The 20118-nt window shown below is 51.4% G+C and carries 20 protein-coding genes; 3 read left to right on the forward strand and 17 right to left on the reverse strand.

Annotated elements, in window-relative coordinates; genetic code table 11:
• Positions 1-234 precede the first annotated feature (234 nt).
• From NSQ46_RS17100 to NSQ46_RS17110, 3 genes are read right to left on the reverse strand one after another with little or no spacing between them, the layout of a single operon-like run.
• Positions 235-717: a hypothetical protein gene (locus NSQ46_RS17100; RefSeq protein ID WP_083832588.1), complete on the reverse strand. Its 483-nt coding sequence runs from the start codon at positions 715-717 to the stop codon at positions 235-237.
• Entirely contained in the window at positions 717-1511 is a 795-nt protein-coding gene (locus NSQ46_RS17105) for a DUF3100 domain-containing protein (RefSeq protein WP_007128343.1), read from the reverse strand. The genes NSQ46_RS17100 and NSQ46_RS17105 overlap by 1 nt, the downstream gene beginning before the upstream one ends.
• Positions 1508-2797, reverse strand: a complete 1290-nt coding sequence (locus tag NSQ46_RS17110; RefSeq protein ID WP_007128344.1) for a M20/M25/M40 family metallo-hydrolase — start codon at positions 2795-2797, stop codon at positions 1508-1510. The genes NSQ46_RS17105 and NSQ46_RS17110 overlap by 4 nt, the downstream gene beginning before the upstream one ends.
• A 498-nt stretch (positions 2798-3295) precedes the next feature.
• Between NSQ46_RS17110 and NSQ46_RS17115 the strand changes: the two genes are divergently transcribed.
• The gene (locus tag NSQ46_RS17115; protein ID WP_007128345.1) at positions 3296-4615 is read left to right on the forward strand and encodes a glycosyltransferase family 2 protein; all 1320 of its coding nucleotides are present in this window, start codon (positions 3296-3298) and stop codon (positions 4613-4615) included.
• Positions 4616-4623: 8 nt separating this feature from the next.
• Here NSQ46_RS17115 and NSQ46_RS17120 read toward each other — a convergent pair whose 3' ends face one another.
• Positions 4624-4824, reverse strand: a complete 201-nt coding sequence (locus tag NSQ46_RS17120; protein WP_007128346.1) for a hypothetical protein — start codon at positions 4822-4824, stop codon at positions 4624-4626.
• Positions 4825-4851: 27 nt separating this feature from the next.
• Entirely contained in the window at positions 4852-5271 is a 420-nt protein-coding gene (locus NSQ46_RS17125) for a hypothetical protein (RefSeq protein ID WP_007128347.1), read from the reverse strand.
• Positions 5272-5632: 361 nt separating this feature from the next.
• Here NSQ46_RS17125 and NSQ46_RS17130 point away from each other — a divergent pair, with 361 nt between their 5' ends.
• The gene (locus tag NSQ46_RS17130; protein WP_342574126.1) at positions 5633-8116 is read left to right on the forward strand and encodes a glycosyltransferase; all 2484 of its coding nucleotides are present in this window, start codon (positions 5633-5635) and stop codon (positions 8114-8116) included.
• 107 nt (positions 8117-8223) lie between these two features.
• Here NSQ46_RS17130 and NSQ46_RS17135 read toward each other — a convergent pair whose 3' ends face one another.
• The 12 genes from NSQ46_RS17135 to NSQ46_RS17190 all read right to left on the reverse strand — a co-directional run bounded on the left by NSQ46_RS17135 (position 8224) and on the right by NSQ46_RS17190 (position 19238).
• Positions 8224-8973, reverse strand: a complete 750-nt coding sequence (locus NSQ46_RS17135) for a glycosyltransferase (RefSeq protein ID WP_342574127.1) — start codon at positions 8971-8973, stop codon at positions 8224-8226.
• Complete coding sequence (locus NSQ46_RS17140; protein WP_034272760.1) at positions 8939-9673, reverse strand: galactosyltransferase-related protein; 735 nt, start codon at positions 9671-9673, stop codon at positions 8939-8941. Before NSQ46_RS17140 ends, NSQ46_RS17135 begins: the two co-directional genes overlap by 35 nt.
• Positions 9674-9703: 30 nt before the next feature.
• On the reverse strand, positions 9704-10810 hold the full coding sequence (locus NSQ46_RS17145) for a class I SAM-dependent methyltransferase (RefSeq protein ID WP_342574130.1): 1107 nt from the start codon (positions 10808-10810) through the stop codon (positions 9704-9706).
• Positions 10811-10849: 39 nt separating this feature from the next.
• Positions 10850-11422 (reverse strand): methyltransferase domain-containing protein, encoded by a 573-nt coding sequence (locus tag NSQ46_RS17150; RefSeq protein ID WP_007128352.1) that lies wholly within the window; start codon positions 11420-11422, stop codon positions 10850-10852.
• Entirely contained in the window at positions 11422-12411 is a 990-nt protein-coding gene (locus tag NSQ46_RS17155; protein WP_251535165.1) for a glycosyltransferase family 4 protein, read from the reverse strand. The genes NSQ46_RS17150 and NSQ46_RS17155 overlap by 1 nt, the downstream gene beginning before the upstream one ends.
• 145 nt (positions 12412-12556) lie before the next feature.
• Positions 12557-13081 carry a DUF3189 family protein gene (locus NSQ46_RS17160; protein ID WP_342574131.1) on the reverse strand — a complete coding sequence of 175 codons (525 nt, stop codon included), beginning with the start codon at positions 13079-13081 and terminating at the stop codon, positions 12557-12559.
• 125 nt (positions 13082-13206) lie between these two features.
• Complete coding sequence (locus NSQ46_RS17165; RefSeq protein ID WP_342574132.1) at positions 13207-13596, reverse strand: VOC family protein; 390 nt, start codon at positions 13594-13596, stop codon at positions 13207-13209.
• Between the two features lie 149 nt (positions 13597-13745).
• Positions 13746-14828, reverse strand: a complete 1083-nt coding sequence (locus NSQ46_RS17170) for a Gfo/Idh/MocA family oxidoreductase (RefSeq protein ID WP_007128356.1) — start codon at positions 14826-14828, stop codon at positions 13746-13748.
• A gap of 543 nt (positions 14829-15371) precedes the next feature.
• On the reverse strand, positions 15372-16154 hold the full coding sequence (locus tag NSQ46_RS17175) for an SDR family oxidoreductase (RefSeq protein WP_007128357.1): 783 nt from the start codon (positions 16152-16154) through the stop codon (positions 15372-15374).
• Between the two features lie 174 nt (positions 16155-16328).
• Positions 16329-16739 carry a cytochrome c gene (locus NSQ46_RS17180; RefSeq protein WP_007128358.1) on the reverse strand — a complete coding sequence of 137 codons (411 nt, stop codon included), beginning with the start codon at positions 16737-16739 and terminating at the stop codon, positions 16329-16331.
• A gap of 42 nt (positions 16740-16781) precedes the next feature.
• Positions 16782-18497: a GMC family oxidoreductase gene (locus NSQ46_RS17185; RefSeq protein ID WP_007128359.1), complete on the reverse strand. Its 1716-nt coding sequence runs from the start codon at positions 18495-18497 to the stop codon at positions 16782-16784.
• A gap of 33 nt (positions 18498-18530) precedes the next feature.
• Entirely contained in the window at positions 18531-19238 is a 708-nt protein-coding gene (locus NSQ46_RS17190; RefSeq protein WP_100085178.1) for a gluconate 2-dehydrogenase subunit 3 family protein, read from the reverse strand.
• Between the two features lie 193 nt (positions 19239-19431).
• On the opposite strand from NSQ46_RS17190, the gene NSQ46_RS17195 reads away from it, so the two are divergent.
• Positions 19432-20115: a hypothetical protein gene (locus NSQ46_RS17195; RefSeq protein WP_007128361.1), complete on the forward strand. Its 684-nt coding sequence runs from the start codon at positions 19432-19434 to the stop codon at positions 20113-20115.
• The last annotated feature ends 3 nt before the right edge of the window (positions 20116-20118 follow it).

Below are 20118 nucleotides of genomic sequence, written 5' to 3' on the forward strand. Positions count from 1 at the left end.
TCAAGCAGCTGCAAATTCATTCTACTCCTCGTTTTTTTGCCTGTCAAATCATCTTTTACAAGCGTGCGTTACCAAAATCTATAAAGGCTTCACATATTCCCAAATGTTTTTGCTGGGCTTGATCGGCGATAAACCGAAGGAAGTGAATTAAGGACATGTTGCTATCCGCTGCAAGCAAAAACAACCCGCCTTATCGATGGATAAGGCGGGTTGTATCTAAAATTCCCATGAATGTTATTTACCCGATAAGTAAAGACCGAGCTCCGACAGCAGAGCACTCCCTACATAGGTTCCTGTAAATACGAAGACCGCAACAATCGCGACTCGCCATGACGTTTTGCGAAGATCGGCCAGCCGGTCGGCAACGGAGATGCCCGCGAAAGCCAAAATCGGCGTCGTAATGGAGAGGAAATTGACATTGGCAATAGCATCAACGAATACGTCCGATATGAGGCAGCAGATGAGCGAAACGATGGATACCCACCCAAGGACCGGGAACTCCTGCAAGAACTTTACCGGCACTTTCTTCATTAACGTTGAGATGATGACCCCGATAAAGGAAAACAGCCACAAAACGGCCAAACCGGTAATCGTCCCGAATGTAATATGGCCTTCACCGCTCTTTATGAACTTCATCTGTTCCGTAAACAGGATGAGACTGACGCTGAGCAGGAGGACGAGGGCGTATTTAGCATATTTATTCATGCCGGTGCTCATCATTTATCACCTCTGACTAACAATTTGTACATGAACCGCTGCAGCGGCACCGCCAGGAATACCATCGTGTAGGTTCCCAGGAAGCTTGTAAGCAACTGGCTCGCTGCTGCATAGCTGTTGATGGTTTGTTCCATATCAGGCGCTGTTGCGATCAGAGCTGATGACGAGCCTGTCATCATGCTTGCCGATCCGACCCCGGAAGCCATCGCCAACGCTTCGATTGAGAAGCCGGAGGCATGCATAATAGGAGCAATAATGCTGAAGAACAACGTACCGAACAGGGTGCCGATAATATACAAGGAAAGGACGCCCCGCCCTTCGTCGGAGTCGAGCGTATACTTTTCGGATATGTAGGCCAGCTCGCCTTCACGCCCGAGTCCCAGCGTCGAGCCGATCGCTTCTCTTCGCAGGCCGAGCAGAATGGCGATCGGGAGTCCGAGCAAAATCGTCCCCAGATTTCCGATTTCCTGGATGATGAACACCCAGCCGACCTTTAAAATTTCCTCGATCCTCGGAGCGACATCCGCGCCGTATCTTGCCATAAGCGGCAGCATGATGAAAATCAAGTACTTGCTTGAGAAAGCGACATTCGCTTCGCTGTATATTTTCTTCATGAACCCTTTGCGGAAGATCGACAAACCAAGGATCATTGTAATCAATATCGCGAACACGAGCGGCAGCAAACTTATTTTAACAGACCCGACCTTTACCGCCTGAATCCCGATAAATTCGGAAACCGCAATGACGATCAGTACGAATGCGAGTAAATAGATGAATGATTGTTTCGACTTCATGCCTTGACCTCATTTCCGTTTATCGGCTTTGCACTTACAATGGACTCTAGCAGCTGCTCGTATTCGGCGAAAGATCTCCGGTACAGCTTCGAGCGATCGATTCGGCCGTTCATCCCTTCAAGCACCTGGGTCAGAAATCTCGGGAACACCTCATAAATATATTCGGGGTCAATATCTTTGAAATCATCCCCGTGAATCGTACCCGTAAAGCCGCTGTAACCGATTTGTATGCATGGCATCATAAAAGCCAGATCCCCGATATCACCCGCTGCGCTGATGGCATTGTTGTTCCAGATCGCCTCGATTTCATCATTGCGCTGGAATGCTTCCATTACAAATTCCGACAAATATCGATCCTGAACGAACGGCAGATATCCCATCTGCGTCTTGATCTCAACCTCGCCCTGCAGCGCCAGCGCGCTCCCTCTCGCCGCATCGTCCATCTTTTCTGCAGCTTCCTTCATATACTCCACCGAAAGAGTCCGCAAGTCACTTCCGACCGTAATCCGGTTCGGAACGACATTCGTCGACATATCCGAATCAAGGACGATCGGATTCATTCGAACCTTCTCGCTGTCTTTCATTTGCTGCCTGCTAAGCCCGAGCGCCACATTGAACAGCGTTGACATACTGTAAGCATTTTTGGCGGAGAACGGATCAAACCCGGCATGCGTTGCTTTACCCGTAAATGTATACTGCTTGTACAAGAAGCCTGCCAGGTCGCAGTTGATTTCGATCGTACGCTTGTCGAACTCGCCGCCCATGGCGTGCACGCACAGCCCGATATCGATATCGTCGAAGACCCCAAGCTTCATCGCTTCGGGTTTTCCGCCGTAATACGAAATTGTTCCTTTCTTAAGGAGCTCATCCCGGTAGGCAAGATCCAGGTACTCTTCCGCGGGAACGAAAATGAACGTCAGCGTATAATCAAGATTTTCATAAGCGTTGGTCTCCACGTAGTGCTTGTACAATGCAAGCGCAATCGCCACCTGAGTGTAATGTCCGCAATTATGCGCAGCGCCAGTCGCCGGATCGGAACGCCAGTGGGAAGGTGCATAAACGGCGTCAAGCTCCGCAATGAAGGCGATGTTGAGCGGTTTCCCGGCTCCGAGCGAGGTCCGTAGCCCCGTCGTGCTGAACGTCTGAAGCTCGGCTTCAGGATTTACTTTCTTCAAGAATTCTTCAACCAGCCCGCTTGTCTTGAATTCTTTGTACCCAAGCTCGGGATGTTCGAATATCGTCCGGGCGATCTGCGCAATTTCTTCGTACTGCTCCTTAAAACTCATAGCTGCCTCCTTCATGATGAAATAATCCTAATGTTATTTTAATTCCTTTGATTATGTCAATAATAATCACGTTATATTATTTTTCTATAAACTTTATAGTGTAATGAAATAAGATACCGGTTATGCCAGTCTCCATATATCGACGATTGATCGCTAAATGGAAGATACTGTAATCCCTATCAGTTATGAAACCTCACATTCATGGACGATGAATATCGTCAAGCTTTATACAATGTGTTTTAGACTCCTTTTGGCGGGCATCGCTATGCTTCTTTTTTTTGCATCAACTACTATTTTGTCCTCGCATTCGTTGTTCACTCCTCGATTTCTGCACTTATGCATGATTCGCCTGCGCTCCATGCAAGGTTGCTGTTGGAGATTGAAACAGCCCCCCAAATCCCTCTTCAGTTGCGTGTCACTTGGGCATTTGCTGCATACAATGGTTAACGTAGCATGAAAGAACCGATTCAATAACCACCGATAGGAAAAGGAGATTTCATGATCGCTTTTATCATTTCTAGGGGAAGTCATTCAGGAACCCTACAGACGGAAAAATCCCTGAAAGCTGTACTGCCTGATTGGGAAGTGATCACGATCCCCGAGACAGGCACAGCCGATCGATTGAATCAATCGCTTCAAAGCTATGACGAAGCGTTTTTTCTTACCCTGCATGGCGGCGATATCCTCCGGCCCGAATTTATGGAACAGCTTCAAGCCTGGTCGCAAGAGCTGCAGGACGGGGATGGCGGAATCGTCATTCAGCCTCGACGATCGTACACAACGCGAACCCAGGACACGATCCAAGATTGCGCGGTTCTATGGCGGACCTCGGCGGTGCTGACTGGCACGTGCCCGGGATTTGCAGGACGAAATTTCATGCCCTTCGATCCATTGGTGCTCTACGACCAATATGTCCGGATTAGGCATGCTTATCGTTGGAAAATGGTCAGCACAGACGCTTATATTCCCGCTAGAGCCTATCCTGAACGGCCTGCCAGAAATCCTGAGGTGGAAGCCAGAGAGATTATGCCGATCATCCTGCGCAGCCAGACTCAGGTAGAAGAGCGGCCGGAGGTTTTATTTTCCCCTGTCATATCGGTTGTGATCTGCACCTACAATAACGCCGATTATCTGCCCTGGGCTGTCCGTTCCGTTATGGCCCAGAATGATCCTGCATGGGAGCTCCTAATCATTGATGACGGATCGACCGATGCAACCCCGTCGTATTTGAAGACGCTGCAAGAGGATTCGCGAATTCGCTGTTATAGGCAGCACCGAAACGTTGGTAAAGCCGCCTGCCTGAATACGGCCCTGCAAAGGGCCCGCGGCAAGTGGCTGCTGGAGCTGGACGCCGACGACTGGCTGGCGCCGGAGTGCTTGGCGCGTCTGTCAAAAGAGGCCCTAAACTCGGAGGATTCAGGGGCGATCTACGCGGACCATTATGAATGGACCGAACGCAGAAGCGGAGAGCTGGTCTTCCGTGGCGTCAAGAAACCGCCGGAAGCGCTCTCCCGTCAATGGCTTCTAGAAGAAGGACCTGCCCTGGCTCCCCGGATGTTCCGTGTCGGTCTGTTAATCAAGCTTAACGGATGGAGCACTTCGGTGCCGCAAGGAGGAAGATTATACGAGGATATTGAATTGTTGGCCCGGCTCGCCCTCGAAGAAACGATCCGCTACCTCCCACTGCCGCTTTATCACCGGCGAATTCGGAGCGGCAGCATGACGCGAATGCATGAGCGCCTTTATAAACCGTGGAGCCGGTCCATGTCGGCCGAAATACGTAACGAAATACGTAAGGGCGACCCTCGCTCCCTTTAAATCACAGCTTAAGGCAGGATGCGGATGAACGTGATGTTATTGCTGAATACCGTCACCACTTCCGCTGCAGGGATATAGCTGGTGCTTGCGATCTCGATCGTCACAATCCCGTCGGCGGCCGATGCCAGCCTCCCTTGCAGAAACTGTCCCGGCTGAACGAGTTCAACGGATCTCCCGATGAAACTTCTTAACGCCTCAATGAAGTTCATGGATAAACTCCCCTCCCATTATCGTATTCAGACAACGGACAACACATTACGAAGCGGGATGAGTACTATGCTTCCGTCTGCCTCCCGCAATTGAACGAAATCCTCCCCGACCAGGATAATCGTACCGAACAACGTCCCGGCAGGCGTCTCGATTGTTGCGAGAGTTCCAACCCGTGCCCTTAAGAAGGATACGATGCCTCCTTGGGCGGGTGTCAGAGCGTCTACCCGACTCTGAAGCGCGCTCACTTGAACGGACAAGCGATCCACCTGCTGTCTGAGAAGTCCCAGTTGGTCCGCCAGTCTTGCCAGCCTCGCGACCACGAACTTTTTCAGTCGCACCCAATGCTTTTGAAGGGTGCTTTTTTTCCTTTTACGGAGTGACGAATTTCTGCTCCGGACGGCTGGAATGCAATCGGAACGGTATACAAAAGTTCTGCGCAATTTCACGGCCTCTACCCCCTTCACTTGGTCATGAGTACAATATGTCGGCGCGGTGCAAGTGGATACCTGTCGTTCTAAAGATAGTCAAATGACCTACCGATCTGTCCACTATTAGAAAGAATGCCAGGGCCCCCTACCCATTCGAGTGCAAAAATGGTGATCTACCCAAGCGGAAGTCCATATGGAGACATAATTTAAGACCATAGACAATCGCGTAGGGAGGAGAATGGTGTTGAACAGACCACGGAAGAGGTCCCGGAAGCCAATAAAAAAACGAGTGTCTCTATCGGTTAAGAAACTTGGAAAACGCAACAGATCCATTCGTAATCGCAGGCTGAATGTCCCGTTTTCACTTCCGAGCACCTCTATGCATCTGAAGCCACATACGGCCCAGCCGCTGCCTCTAAGCCCTGTTGGCGTGTCCCAAGGCAAGCAGCAGAATCGATCGGAAGCTGTGCAAATACGTTCAAACCCGCCGGCAGGAGCGCGCGGGGAATATGACGTGCTGCGGTTTCCGGTAATTGATTGGGACTTCCGGTGGCAAAGGCCTCAGCAAATATCGGAGCAATTCGCCCTTCATGGCCACAGGGTATTTTATATAACGACCGACATCGCAGTGCTTCCAATGGAAGAACCCGTTTATGAAGATGTGGCACGGCATGTCGGAATTAAACGGATCGAGCCGAACATATGGCTCATTACGCTCTGTGCCACCCGCAAGCTGAATCTGTACAGAGACCTGATGAATGAGACGGATATCCGATATCTTAGCTGGTCCATCGATTATGTCCGGGCTCGCTTTCAGATAGAGCATCTTGTTTCGATCGTCGACCTTCCGTTCTGGACACCGCTCGTAACAGCCATCGGCAATCACAAGCTCGTGTATGACTGCATGGACGAACATCAAGGATTCTCTACCAATGACAAAGCCATACTGAGCCAGGAGGAGCAATTAGTACACAGCGCCGACTTGGTTGTGGCCTCATCCCAGGCATTGTATGACCGAATGAAGAAACTTCATCCTTCCACCCTGCTTCTGCGCAATGCGGCGGATGCTTCCCATTTTTACAATCCTATGCCCGTCGCACCGGAGCTCACGTCGATTCGGGGACCGGTCATCGGATACTATGGAGCGATTTCCGATTGGTTTGATATCCGGCTCATTGGCCAACTGGCAGCACGAAGGCCGGATTGGACATTTGTCCTGATCGGGCACACGTTTGGGTGCGACACATCGGTCGTTGAGAACCTCCCGAACGTCATGCTCCTTGGCGAGAAGCCATATGAACGGCTTCCATCCTACCTCCACCGCTTTGATGTTGCCTTGATTCCTTTTCTGGAAAACGAGCTTACCCGCGCAACCAATCCGGTGAAGCTCTATGAATATTTGGCTGCAGGCAAGCCGGTTGTTTCCACTTATCTGCCTGAGCTGGAAACCGTGGCGGCCGGCTTAACCCTCGTCGCCTGTACGCCTGAAGACTTCGAACAAGCGATCGAACGATCCCTGCAGCAGCAGGGCCCCCGTGAGGTCCAAGCCAGAATGCAATTTGCGCGGTCTCATACATGGGAAATGAGATATATAGAGCTCCATGAGCAGATCTTGTCAAGGCTGTTCCCGAAAGTGAGCGTTGTCATTTTGACGTACAACAACTGGGCTTACACGCGCCAATGTCTGACCAGCCTTCAGAAACCGGGCCGTTATCCCAATATGGAGGTCATTGTTATCGATAACGGTTCCACGGACGAAACCAGGCAGCGCCTGGCCGAACTCGATTCCGATCTGTTCCGGATCATGTTTTCCTCGACCAATCTCGGCTTTGCCGCAGGGAATTCCCTGGGATGCCGCAAAGCCAGCGGCGAATATATCATTCTGCTGAACAATGATACCATCGTACCCGATGGGAGCTGGATCAGGCGGTTGATCCACCCATTGGCGATTGACCCGGATCTTGGCATGACCGGACCTATGTCTAATCATGTGGGTAACGATCAGACCGTGGACCATTTCGTCGGCAATCCGGTAGAAGGCGCCCATTCGGATTGGCTGCGCGATTTTTACGAGTTTTATGAAGGAGGGAGTCGGTATACCGATCTGCTTGGCTTCTTCTGCGTAGCCATAAAACGCAGCGTGATCGAACAAATCGGAGACTTGGACAGCAATTATGGGGTCGGCATGTTTGAGGACGATGATTATTGCGAGCGGGTCAAGCGGGCCGGTTACAAACTGGCAATCATCGAGGACGCCTTTGTTTATCACCATGGCAGCGCCACGATCAAAAAGCTGAAGCCGGGCGAGTATGATCAGCTTTGGCGCAACAACAAGTCCTATTATGAACGGAAATGGAATAAAGTCTGGCAGATGCCTAAACCGCCGGAAAATCGGTTTTCCGGGGCAGTATCTTCTGAGGAAGTGGCCGCGAGGCTTGCGAACATTACCGTCGAGTGCGTACTGGTGCTCGGAGAGCGCGAGTGGAGTCGTCAGGATCCCAGATGGAAGCGGATCGTTAAGCAGCTCGCCGCCGATCGGAAACGTATCATCGTGGTTCACTTGATGAAATATCATCAACAAGATGTCATTGGCATACGGAAAGCCGGTCCGCAGGTTTATTTCACGAATCGGCTGGATTTGTTCAGCCGTGTCCGTTTCGATAGCGTAATCTATTGCGGCGAAACCGAACAACAGCCCGATGTCCATGCGCGGCGTGAACTTATCGACGGCCCCTCCTACCATGCACACCAGCTGCGCGATTTGACTGCAAAGCTCGAGAATGCCGAAGTGCTGGAAGAACTTTGCCCTGCCCAGCTGGCACGGGGATCGATTGGGTCCAAGGAGCCCCAGCCCAGCTCGTGACTTCAAGTCCACCAAGCATAATAAAGCCTTCGTCATCCCGGACCGGATTGCAGCGGTTCCGGGATGCGAAGGCTTATTCGTATTACGTTGATATGACATTCCGTTCTTTATTGTACATCATCATAAAGATACCGCTGTATAACCTCCGGATGAGTCCCCGTGAACGGCAACGTTGCGATGCTGTATTCGTCATGCGCAAAATTCCAGTCCGGTTCCCCCTCGTTGGTCAGAAGGTTGACATCTCCGCGCCGATTATCGTTGAACTTGATTTTTTTGCCGAGAGCGTAATGGTAGTGATAAATATTCACATCGATCCGGCTGCGCGGCACGCTCCATATGCTCTGGCCCCCGCTTGCTTCAAGCGTGCAGTGATGCCTCTCCTCGCGATACTTTATGCCGATCTTCGCTCGCCACATTCGGGTAATATCGTTGGACCACCGCTCATCCCCCGGACTGTTCACACGGAGTGTCCAGGGATCGCCCCAGAAGTTGACGAATGGAAACTGAAAAATATCCGCATCGGTTCGACGCATCAGCTCAGGCAGAACTTCGATGAAACGGTCGTCGACCATTTCATCGATATCCAAATTCATGATCCAGTCACCGGTCGCCTGTTCGATCAAAAAGTTGCGGACCTTCGATTCATTCCAGTCCTCCGTATAGGGCAGACCGGTTTGGTGCATATGATACAAGCGAATGGGAAGATGGCGCTTGTATTCCTCGATCAGCGGCACTGAACGGTCCGTGCTGCCGCCATCCACCATAATGATTTCATCCGCGTAAGCTGCAGCGCTTTCCAAATAAAGCGGTATGAACGTCTCTTCATTCAGTACCGGGACGATCAATGACAATCGCATCCCTGTCAGACTCCTTCCTTTTTTCCTGAATTAGCCGTGTCATTTCTTCCGGTTTGCCAAGTGCGGCCTTGTACCGATGATAGAGCGCATAATTGGACTCATAATTCGGATTTCCCTCAGGTCCCACAAACGGGTGCCAGAAATGCAGCAGATTCCCTTCCAGCCGAATATGCTTTCCGATAATCGTATCCAGGGAATAGGCAAAAGCCTCATCCTCCCCGCCCCATCCCACAAACCGCTCATCATACCCCCCGACTGCCTCGAAGGCGTTCCGGGTAACGAGGTTTAAGCCCCCGACAAACAAACGGGCATCGTGCGGAAGCGTTTCAAGCTCTATCTGAAGCGGCCAACCGATCTCCGCACGCAGAATGCTTTGGGAGTTATTCAGGGTCAGTCGAGTAATGCTGGTAAACGGAATGATCCATTCATGATCCTCCAGCCCACGCACAGCCTCTTTCATCATTTCCGGATCATAGATCAAGTCCCCGTCCGCAATAATGAACCGGTCGCCATTCGCCAACGCCGCAGCCTTGTTGATCGCTTTGGAGCGGCTGAACCGCTCGTGCTCCATCAGGTCTCCGACACATACTTCGGCCCCTGGCAGCAGACGCCTGTAGAACTCCTTTACGTAGCGAAAAGCTTCGTCCCGAGGACCTCCATCCGGCTGATACGGTATCAGCACAGAAATGCCTTCGAACATCGTGCTCACCCCTTCGCCTCAGTTAGGTAATCATTTCTGAAACACGCCGAGCTCCCGCAGCTTGCCGGTTCCGAACGTGTCGGCGAGCTTCTCATATCGTGTGAAGCCGGTATTCTCCTGGATCAGCCTCTTCTCCTTCCGAGGATCGTCTCCGGATTCCCAGAAGAGCAGCTGCTCGACGGATTGATCCAATTTATCAAGAAACGCTCGGCATACCTCTTCATTCTTCATGACATGATAGAAAACGGTCAGCATAATTCCGATATCATAGCTCCCAATGCTGGCACCTTCGAAAGGCTCCGGAATCCATTGAAAATGCGTATGCTCCAAATCGTTCAACGCCTTCAACATCCGGCAATGATCGGCATCATGTTCAATACCTGTCACGGAAGCCCCCTCGCGGGTAAAGCAGCGTGCATGATACCCGATATTACAGCCGATATCGACAACGCGGGTTCCGCGCAAAGGAGACACTCCCAAATAACGCATCATATAATCGAGTCTGGTCGGGTATACACGGTCTCTCTCACTGCTCCAAGAATAAAACTCCGGATGCAGGATCGGCGTATAGATTAGCTGTCGCTGCTGGTCTTGGATCGTAGCGCGGACCGCTCCGGCCTGATCCTCATTGAGCCACTGTGCATAGTCTGATGAGCTCATTTCCAAATACACCCGGCGAAAGCCGAAGACGTACAGGAAGGAGGCTCGGTGATGACCGTCCTTGATATTGAAATATCCCGCAGGATTATATCGCGCTTGTATGGGATGATCCATGAAAAAGCTGCTATTTCTGAGGAGTTCATTCCTCATATTCATGAACTCCATCTGCTTCTGACGGAGCACCGCCTCCCTGTCCGGAGCTTTCAGCCCTCGGGTCGTGTAGATCTTATCGTGCCATTCCAGATAGGCTTCGGGAGAACTTTGATGCCCCATGAAATACGAATATAGGTCCCGATGAGGCGTAAAGCGCATAATGGATATATCGCTATGCAGCAAATGATGCTCGAACCAGGCATCCGTGTAATGATCAATCCTATGCTCCGTACGTGATGATTTCACATCGGTATCCGTAAATACTAGCTCAATCGGCACGGAGCATACCACCTTATGCGGGTTCATGCTGGTTTGATCAGCCATTCCAAGTTGCTCCTCTCAACCATTCGTCTCGGTTTAGGCTCAGTGAAGCAGGCTTCCTTGCAGCAGCATCGTTGCAAAGTCGCGGCCAATGTAATCCTTGAACATCTTTTTTTCCACGACCGGATATTTTTGAAAGTCCGCTTCATTCCAATCGCTGCGGTGGGTTTCATATTCATTGCCATACTCGCTTCCCTGCGGCCAATCCTGCCCGATCGGAATATTAAGCAGGACATAACGGCTGATCTCCAGACAAGATCGCAGAAGCTCATCGCCCCGCCGTTTCGTAAAATGCTCAAGAACATCGCCTAGAATAATCAAATCGTACTTTCTCTGCTCCTTCTGAGTCACTAAAAAGTCGTAGGCTTCCGTACGGTAAATCCGGTTATAGAAGAAATCGTGATAATCGTCGATGCTTCGCTCGAACACCTCAATCCCTTCGATGGTTGTCGTCCATTGCTCCCGGAACACCCTTCCCTGCCATACATCGAGAAACTCGCGGCATATCATGCCCCAGCGCCCAAAGCCCACGCCGACATCAAGCACGCTAGACGGCGCCACCCTGCGGATAAGCTCCACGCAATACGAAATATTTTGCCAATTCGAAGTTCCCATCACTTCACCTCCGTTCGGTTAAACAGATGGGATAACCAGCGCCTTGCCCCTGATTCGATGTTCCAGTTCAACTCTACGTTGTTCCGGCACTGTTGACCGATCAAGTTCAGCTCTTCCCTATGATGCATCCAGTGCTCAATGGCGTGGATGAAATCAAGCGGATGATCGGTTTTTAAAATGAGAGGATATAAATCAGAGCCGGCGGCTTCCATAATGTATCCGACGTCCGTAGACAGGACCGGCGTGCCGCAGGCAAAAGCCTCCAGCGCCGGCGCCCCGCCGCCTTCACTCGATGAGGTGATCAGAAGAAGATCAATGGAGCGGTAAAAGCGCGGCATATCTTCATAGGCATACGCTCCGCTTGTTTCCACGAACTGGATTCCCGGATGACGGTCAAAATACTGCTTAATCGGTTCAACGAGCGAATGATAGTTTTTCGACTTCTTCCCCTTGTCGCCGGCCCACCCGATCACAAACGGTTGATCTGGACCACGGACGGATTCCGCGGGGGTAAAATGCAACGTGTCGACAAAATGTCCGATAAAATCGATACGTGCTTGAGGAACCAAATCCTGAAGAGCAGCCGTCAGCCTGCGGTTCATGGCACCGATGACGGGAATGCGGGAAAGCACCAACCGAAGGAATTCAGGGTCCGGAATGATCGGATCCATCCATTCCCGAAAGGCTTCATAATTTCGAGTGAAATAATAATAAGAAACGGCAGCGGAAGAATCGACTCGGATATGCTTGAAGATCGCCCAGGCGGCAATTCCTAAGCACATCGAGCTGATAACGCAATAACGCTGATTGATTTCTTGGGCGCCGACGGATTCAACGAGCTTTTCTGCTTCAGCAAACGACATCAGCTCGAGATTCGGATGATAACGCTGCAGAACCCGGGCTGTTTTCCCCAGAATCCACCAGTCTACATCGTACAGCAGAAGATCTTTTGGCAGTCTGACTCCCCCTTTATCCTTTACGTTCGACATGCCTCCTTTTTGGATTATATTCGAGGGTGTATCCCCTAGTTACGTGATGGACAAAATTGATGAATCGGTCTATTTCATCGGACAAATCGGTTAACCTCTCACTTGAAAGGCATCAAAAAAAGACCCCGACGGATCAAGGTCTTTGTTACTGTCTTTTACGTTTAAAATGTTGGTTGTCGAGAATGATCACCGAATCCGTGGCTGCCCTGGCCGCCGCCGTATCCTTCGTGTGAAGCACGAGCTCATAAATCGTCCTGCAGCATTGCTGAGCCCCATTAACCAGAAACGGAACGCCAATCACATCCAATTTCAGTCCCCGGGACAGAAATCCTCCAATGCTCATCATCATCGGCACGGTAGGCGACGTATTGGAGAAAATGATCGGTTCATCGTTCTTGAATTTATCCTGAAGCATGGAAGCCATATGAACCATTGCCGGGAGGACGGCTTTGGAATTTCCCTTTCCAACCGTGTATACCGGATTTCCGTCCTCATCCAGTCCACGAAAGATAAGCTTGCCCATATCTGAAGCCGTGAGCTGATTGAAATAATCAACGGCCAATATTTCTTCCTTTGTAAGCTTCCGGTGCGTCGGCAGCTTATTCAAATGGTAAGCGGCCGCCAGCGACGTCGTATGGGTCCCGCCGTAATCGTGGTATATGAAGATCATCCCGCCGTCCCTCCTGCCTAGGCTATTAAGTATATTATTGCCAAACAGGTGGTTCTCATTCGCCAGTATCGGCGTTCCGATATTCTGCAGCTCATGGACGGGGCCAGCGGGAAACCTTCACGATTTCATTTACTGGCGATCATTCGGATCCGTTCTCTCTCTTCATCTTTGTTCATATATTCAAATAAGCCGATTCGATTCCCCCATGGATCGGTAAACGTTCCCCATTTAACAGGAACTTCATCCCGAGTGTGGATGGTGAAGCTCTCCGTCTTTAAATGCTGGGCAAGACGTTGGCGCTCCCGTTCGATATGTTGTACACCTAAACGGATCGGACCGCTCCCCGGAGCCGGTTCGCCTTCCGCTACCTGAAGCCAGCACCCGGGAATCAGCTCCCATTCTGCAAATCCTTCATGGGGAATAAAATCGGGCTCCCGGTTCATCAACATTCGGTACCATTCCAGCCCCTCCGGATAATTCGCAACGCGAACCTGTATCGTTATTTCAAAAATCACACGGTTACCTCGCTTTCCATATATCCATCATCTAAGCACAATATTAATTCAATCGCTCACTCATAAATTCTTCCCGATTGCTATAAATGCAAAGAAAGCTCTGATTATTCAGAGCTTTCCTCAGATTTTATGGATATGAAAATGCAAATTTAATCCAAGTATACCGCCTGACCAAGGCGTGCGGATTCGTACAGCGCTTCAAGAATGCGGGATACCACATACGCTTGCTCCGGCGTCACGACAGGATCCTTATCCTCTTCGATTGCTTCAATCCATTTTCTCATCTCAATATCAGGCGCCGATTCCTTGCGTCCTTCATAGAAAGCGACGCCACCGGAGCTCAGCTCGATTTCCTTCGTGTATAACCGGCTGAATTGTTCCCCGTTGATCCGAAGCCCGTTCTTCATGTCCGCGCCGCCTTCGGTGCCGCTTAAGCTGCACTTCGCTTCATCGACCTCGAGCGTATTGAGCGCCCAGCTCGATTCCAAAATGATGGTCGCACCGTTCTCCATGACGATCATGCCGAAGGCCGAATCTTCAACCGTAAATTTCTTAGGATCCCATGGCCCCCATGCATTTGCCGCATTTTCCTTACTGGACAGCTCATGATAGGTAGTGCCAAGCACAACCTTCGGCTTGTAGTTATCCATCATCCATAACGTCAAGTCAAGCGCGTGTGTACCGATATCGATCAACGGCCCCCCGCCTTGCTTCTCCTCGTCCAAGAACACGCCCCAAGTCGGCACGGCTCTTCTGCGCACCGCATGTGCCTTTGCATAGTAGATGTGGCCGAGCTCGCCGGCTTCGCACATTTGCTTCAAATACAAGCTGTCTTCACGGAACCGGTTATTATAACCGATCGTCAGCTTCTTGCCTGTGCGCTTTGCTGTTTCCAGCATGCGCTTGGCATCCGCCGCCGTCTTGGCCATCGGTTTCTCGCACATGACATGCTTGCCCGCTTCTAATGCAGCAATCGAAATGTCGGCATGGGAATCGTTCGGAGTCAGAACATGGACAATATCGATGGTCTCGTCTTTCAGAAGCTCGGTATAATCGGTAACCACGCTGGCATCCGCGGTTCCGTACGTCTTGGCAGCTTCCTCCGCGCGCTCCTTCACGATATCGCAGAACGCAACGAGCTCCACGTTCTTCAATTTGCTAAGGCTCGGCAGATGCTTTCCGTTTGCAATGCCGCCGCAGCCGATAATGCCGATACGATATACTTTACTCATCAATCATCACCATCTCTTTGCATAAAATGTAATCGGTATGAATCCAATGCGCACGCATCAGGTGCAGACGGGTCAGGTATACGTTCTTCTATGTAATTCTGCCACATTGAACCGCTAGGGTTATCCGCCATCGGCAAGTCGGCCTGAGCCGATCATGAGAGACGGGCCGGCCTCAGGTCCTCTGTAAGCGGCAGCGCCATGAATCCTGACATCCAAATATAAGGTACCACATCTTGCGATTTTTTTTAGTCCAACTATGCGACATGTTCGACTATAAAATTACGACATCCTTCAATCATCGGAAGTAAAAAAATAGGCACTCTAGGTGCCTACCGCAGGTGCCATGGCACATACATCATCCTCTCGCATCGCTCTTCACTTTCGACCGGCCAGGTTGAAATATTTTCCAGTCCCCTTCCAATCAACTCAGCTCTTCGGATACGAACCACAAAAAAACAGCGGATTGCCCGCTGTTCTGTGGTTGCCTGCAGGGAGCGCGTCCACTGCAAACTGCTATTGTCTTGAAGGCTGCATGCAAGCTTTTTATAGCGACGGTCCAGCTCCCCCGTCGATATTCACCGATGTTCCTGTGACGTAAGAAGCTGCTTCGGAAGCTAGGAACACGATGACTTTCGCCGCTTCATCGGTGTCGCCGATCCGGCCGAGCGGAATGTGGTGACGGGGATCCCGGGCGTATTGCTCCCATGTGAGACCCGGTTCTTCCCTCTTCCAGCGCTGCTCCAGCTGGTCGCTTCGGATCATGCCGATGCAAACGGTGTTGACCCGAATTCCGTCCTGCGCCAAATCACGGCTCATGGCCTTCGTCAGGGCTTGTCCGGCGGCACGGCTTACACTGCTGGGCATCGATGAGGCAGGCGGGGTCTTGGCTGAAGATGTCGTGACATTAATAATAGAGCCGCCGCTCGCCGCGCGCAAATACGGTACCGCCGCCCGTGAGATGCGGATCGCTCCGAACAGCTTCAGATCCAAATCGGCTGTCCATGCTTCGTCATCGATCCCTTCAAACGGCTTCGCAGCAGCGGTTCCAGCATTATTGATGACGATGTCGAGCCGGCCGTAGCGCTTGACGGTTTCCGCTACCGCCCGCTCACAGTCCGCCGGCTTCGTCACGTCGGCGCTGATGATCAGGACATCCGCTCCTGTCCGATCCTTGATGATCGCGGCCGCGTCTTCCAGCTGCTCCTCGTTCCGGGCGCAAATGGCAACCATCGCTCCTTCCGCAGCGAACGTGACAGCCGTTTCCAACCCGATGCCCTTGCTCCCGCCGGTTACGAGAGCAACTTTGCCTTGAAGTCCTAAGTCCATCTCTTTGAGCTCCTTTCGATTCCATCATTCATGTAAGATAATGTCTTTCACCTATCATTTTATCATTTGAGCCATGCGGGCAATATGAATTTCGGCAATAATGATTTCCGGCAATAAAGGAAAAGCCGATGCCCTTGATCGGACACCGGCTTGTTCTGCTATATGCTGATCCTTCTATTTCTTCTGTGCCAGCCATTGCGACAGCACCGTAATATCGTCTTCCGATAGTCTGTCCTTGAACGACGGCATGCCTCCGCGGCCGTTTGAAATGATGCCGGCAATCTCTTCGGCGGAATGTTCCGCGCCTATCTTCTGAAGGCTTGGAAAGTTGCCGCCTCCGCCCAAATCCGTTGCATGGCAAGCCATGCAGTTTGCATTATACAGCGACTGCGCTTGAGCGCTGACATCCCCGCCAGTCGCTCCCTCGCCGTTACCTGCATTTCCGCCATTCGCCGTATCCGGAGCCTGTTCGGTTCCGTCAGCCGGAGCGGGTTCTGTTGCATTGTTCCCTCCACCGCCGCAGGCTGCCAGTGATAGAACCAGCACGGTGATCAGTGCCGCTATGAACCAACCTTTTTTGAACATGGTGTGTACTACCTCCTTGAAGTGTGATGTGCAAGCTGCAGGTTATACCAACAACCCGCCCTTTTTGCTGTATTGGACAATCCCCTCCGCCGCGCGATAAGCTAAAGCTCCCACAGTGCCTGTCGGATTGTAGCCGCTGTTATGCGGGAAGGCGGACGCCCCGATGACAAACAAGTTTTCCATATCCCACATCTGCATATAGTTGTTCACTGCCGAAGTGTCGGGGCTTGCCCCCATGATGACGCCGCCGGTATTATGCGTGGATTGGTAAGTCGTGATTTCGTACGGCCCAAGCTCTTTCATTTTCAAAATGCGGTCGGTGCCCATCTCCTTCATAATGTCCCCGCAGCGGTCCGATAGATAACGTGCCAGCTCCCGGTCCTGCTCCTCGAAGTCGAAGGTGATCCGAATGAGCGGATCCCCGAACGCATCCTTGTAGGTCGGATCCAAATCGAGGTAGTGATGCCGAAACGGCATCGAGGAGCCTTGGGAACCGATCGTAAGCACGCTGTTGGCGTATTTCAAGGAATTGGCCTTGAACTCTTTGCCCCAACGCGGTGAATCCTCCGGCACCGGGTTGTTCTGAATAGGACGCTGGCCCGTAAACGTATGGGCGATGTTTCCGCCATGGATGAATTTCAGATCGGAGTGATCGAAATTATCCCCGTTATAATCGTCCACGCAGACGCCGAGACTGCCTGCACCGGCGTACAGGTTGAACTTCTGATCGTCGAAAAAGCCGACCGCATTTCCTTTGATAACCTGATAGGCGTAGTTTTTGCCAATGACTCCCTTACCGGTGGCCGGATCATACGGCTTGCCAATCTTGGACAGCAGCATCAGGCGGGTGTTATTAAATACATACCCCGTTGAGACCACAATATCCGCAGGCTGTTCAATATCCTCGCCCGTTGTCATATCCGTGTACATTACTCCGGTCGCTTTGCCTCCGCTATGTAAGATCCTTCTTACGTAGGAGTGCGTCCGGATCTCGAACTTACCGGTTTTCTTCGCAACTGGGATCACGGTAACGACAGGATCGGCTTTCGCACCGTATTCGCAGCCAAACCGCTCGCAATATCCGCAATATTGGCACGCCGCCCGCGAAATGCCGTCCGGGTTCGTGTAGCTTTCGGATAGGTTCGCGGAAGGTACCGTGTACGGGTGGAGATTGAGCTTTTTAGCCGCTTCTACGAACATCTTCATCGATGGCGTATGGAGCATCGGCGGCGTCGGGTAATCATTCGAACGCTTACCCGCGAGCGGGTTCACCTCGCCTGAGATGCCCGCCATTTTCTCGAATTTATCAAAGTACGGCTCAAGCTTGTCGTAGGTTATTCCCCAATCCTGAATCATCATGCCCGGCGGTATTTTATCTTTCCCATATCGCTCTTCCGTCATGCTGCGGATTTCAAAATCATAGGGAAGGAACCGGTACGTCTGCCCGTTCCAGTGTACGCCGGCCCCGCCTACCCCCTCTCCGAGAAGGAAGGATCCATACTGCCGCATAGGCAGGGCGCGAATTTTCTCATTGCCCCGGAACGTAATCGTTTCTTTGGACAGATCCTGCATCAGATCATAACGAAGCGCGTAACGCAGCTCGTCATGCGCCATATAGTAATCCTCCGTCACCCTCTCCTTTCCTCGTTCCAATCCGACAACAGACAGTCCCTGTTTCGTCAATTCCGATGCGATAATACCGCCGGCCCAGCCGACGCCGATTATGACAACATCCGTCTTAGGCAATTTTTTGGCCATATGTTTACCTCGCTTACGTGTATAGTGGTTGAATTACAAGTGATCTCTCAGACTCTGTGGCGGCACGACGGTGAAATCTTTCTCGATGATATTCGTGTAGGTCATCTGGTTGCCGGGATAATCCCTCATCGCCCAGCCCTGCATATTCTTGTTTCCTCCATATAAAGGATCGCTATAGACCCCTTCCAGGGTACTGCTGCGCAGCAGGTTAAAGAATCCGCTTGCGGATATCGTCGTTACGTTCACTTCATCATTCTGAAATGCGGTCAATACGGCATCCTGCTCTTCAGGAGACAGGGCCGGAAAGTCCTTCTTGTATTTCTTTTGACTGTAGTTCTGGATCTCCCTCAAGCCGATATAGAATATCTCGCGTCGGTTAATCCGCCCCTGATAGCCTTGCGTCTTTTCGCCGACATAGAATGGCGGCTGCATATAGTCTCTGGCATTGAAGCCCCAATCCCCGGCCAGCTGGTGGTCGATAAAGAAGGCTACGCCGAGGTCCTTGGCTCCCGGGCCGTTGTCATCCGCCGGGAATATTCGCTCCACAGCTGCTTGCGTAATTGCATACTGCTCCTGCGTGAAGAACATCAAAGCTTCATTGTAGTTCGCTTCTTGCTTCTGTGGTGCCGGCGGTGTTGCAGGCTTCGCTCTCTCCTTCGGGATCAGATACCCTAGCAAGCCGCCCAGGACGACGCCTCCGACTGCATAGCCGGATCTCGTCAAGAATTTCCGTCGTGACATTCTTTGGGACTCTTTGGTTTTGGTTGCTTCACGGTTTTCATTTTGTTGTGAATGTTGATCTTGTTCGCTCAAGGCTTTGCACCCCTACTCTAGTTCATTTGGATACCGTTATTGTCCCCAGCAAAATTCCATTCATACATTATTCTCCATCCGGGCATGCTACATTTACCAAACCATATGGAGGCGAATAGTTATGAATCCATTCTGGAGTCGCTGCAAAGCTCCGATTCTAGGCTCTGCGCTGCTGCTTGCGCTCACAGCCTGTCAAAATCAAACGGACAATCAACAGAACACGCAAAAAGCTCAGAATGTGCATCCCAATGCAGCGCATCATGTGCAGGATCCGGATCTCATCCCGAGCTACCATGGCATGAAAACACGTACAACCAATGAGAATGGGGAGACGACAAGCGAAATGGGCACGACCGTATACAGCTTGATCGGCTCCTCCAGCCTGCATGAAGGGGGCGTGTCCTCCCACGTCCAATCAAGACTCGCGGGGCTGGGCATTGAAGGCATTAAGGCATTTGTCGTGAATGACACGATCATTCTGGCTCAAGCCGAATCCACCGTGTCTTCAAACCAATATGACCATATACAGAGGAGGGTATTAAGCCAGATGGACGGTTTGTCTGGTAAAGGCGAGCCGGATCCAGGCGTTACAGGGAAAGAAACCTCGCAGACCGATAATCTGTCTCAGGCGAGAGAAGAAGTGAGGAATATGTTTAATAAGCATGTGCAAATTCTCACCGTGACCCATCCGGAGGCGCCTGGCCTGATCGACCGGATCGCATCCAAGCTGCATGATTCGCCGCGAGATGCATCCATCGCCGGTGATATCACCAAGCTTCTGCAAATGACTTCGAAAGAACAATAAATG

Origin of the sequence: Paenibacillus sp. FSL M8-0142, from assembly GCF_038597315.1 — a bacterium.
Lineage (GTDB): Bacteria > Bacillota > Bacilli > Paenibacillales > Paenibacillaceae > Paenibacillus_AQ > Paenibacillus_AQ lactis.